Raw genomic sequence first — 1286 nt, 5'->3', positions numbered from 1 at the left:
CCGGCCAGCGGTGCGACCGCGGTCTCGATCGCACGCCTGCACGTGTCGCAACTCATCGCTGGCACATACAATCTGGTGGTCGTCATAGCATGCCCCTTCCGCTGTGCCGGTCAGCTGTGCCTGAGGGTCCGTTCGGCATCCACGATCCGCCACACGACTACTGCATGAGCGCCCACGCCGGTTGCCGATTTCCCGAGTGCGTGACCCGCAGCAATCGCATCGACGACATGGCCATCGCCATCCCGCCAACCGCACCGGCCAGTGCACCCCTGGTCATTATTTGCGTGTTCATTTCGCCCCTCTCGGCGATCCCTGCACTCAACCGTGCCTGGTCGTGAAAACCGCGTTGCACTGTCAGCCGAACAACGCTGTCGCCGACCGTCGTTTCCGACCGTCGGCATCGGGCAGAGCCAGCTCACCACGACATCGAGGATCCGGTGGCGCCTGTGTCGTCGAGCTGACAGTTTTCCGCGCCGAGGACGTCAATTGTGTCGGCATACTGACATTTCGCGCGGAGCGCGCCATCGAACGCACGAGGCTGAACTGGTAACCGTCCCAGGCAAGGAAGCGTGCCCAATGCCCCGTATCCCCGTACACTGCATCGACGATGCGCCTGCGGGCGCAGGCGAGATTCTGCAGAAACTGCAGCAACGGTTCGGCGCGGTGCTCAACATCCACGGTGCAATGGCGCATGCCCCGGTGGTCCTGGGTACCTACACCGCGATGCAAGCGGCCATCGCCGCCCATGGCAGCTTCGACGCGCGCACCCGAGAAGCGATCGCACTCGCAGTCGGCGCGGTTAACGATTGCGCGTACTGCCAGTCCGCGCACACCATCGCCGGTCAATTGGCGGGGTGGTCCCTAAAGGAGACCGTCGCCCTGCGCGACGGCACCCCGATCACGGAAGAAACGAAACTGCACGCACTTCTGGCGGTGGCGCGCCAGATCGCCAGCGCAGTGGGCGAAGTTGACAACGACACCTGGCAGGACGCGCTGGAGGCGGGGTGGACCGTCGAGAACCTGTCCGAGCTCTTCGCGCACGTGATGGCGAACCTGTTCACCAACTACTTCAACCACTACGCGCAGACCGAACTCGACATCCCCGCTGCACCCGGGTTGACTACTGACCGTAGGTGATTCGACTTTCCTTGGCATTAGCGCCGGCGCGCGCGGCGACTTCGGCGATCAACCCGCTATGAGTCACGCTGTCCCCGTTCCGCGAAGCAGACGGTGGACTTCCAGCAGTTGGTCCACCGACCATTGATCGCCCGAATGGCGCCCGTAGT

At 63.8% G+C, this 1286-nt stretch carries 2 protein-coding genes; both read left to right on the top strand.

The features are described 5' to 3' along the window. Positions 1–164 precede the first annotated feature (164 nt). The gene (locus F6Q13_RS17590; protein ID WP_293059290.1) at positions 165–338 is read left to right on the top strand and encodes a hypothetical protein; all 174 of its coding nucleotides are present in this window, start codon (positions 165–167) and stop codon (positions 336–338) included. Between the two features lie 238 nt (positions 339–576). Then, on the top strand, positions 577–1137 hold the full coding sequence (locus tag F6Q13_RS17585; RefSeq protein ID WP_293059287.1) for a carboxymuconolactone decarboxylase family protein: 561 nt from the start codon (positions 577–579) through the stop codon (positions 1135–1137). Positions 1138–1286 lie beyond the last annotated feature (149 nt).

Source organism: Mycobacterium sp., from assembly GCF_008709575.1.
GTDB lineage: Bacteria > Actinomycetota > Actinomycetes > Mycobacteriales > Mycobacteriaceae > Mycobacterium.
Note: the sequence above shows the minus strand (reverse complement) of the source record. Positions and strands in the feature narration are given on the sequence as shown.

What these genes read in the sequence shown, in the direction of transcription:
- F6Q13_RS17590 (WP_293059290.1), top strand. Translation starts at nt 165, where the DNA reads ATGAGCGCCCACGCCGGTTGCCGATTTCCCGAGTGCGTGACCCGCAGC.
- F6Q13_RS17585 (WP_293059287.1), top strand. Translation starts at nt 577, where the DNA reads ATGCCCCGTATCCCCGTACACTGCATCGACGATGCGCCTGCGGGCGCA.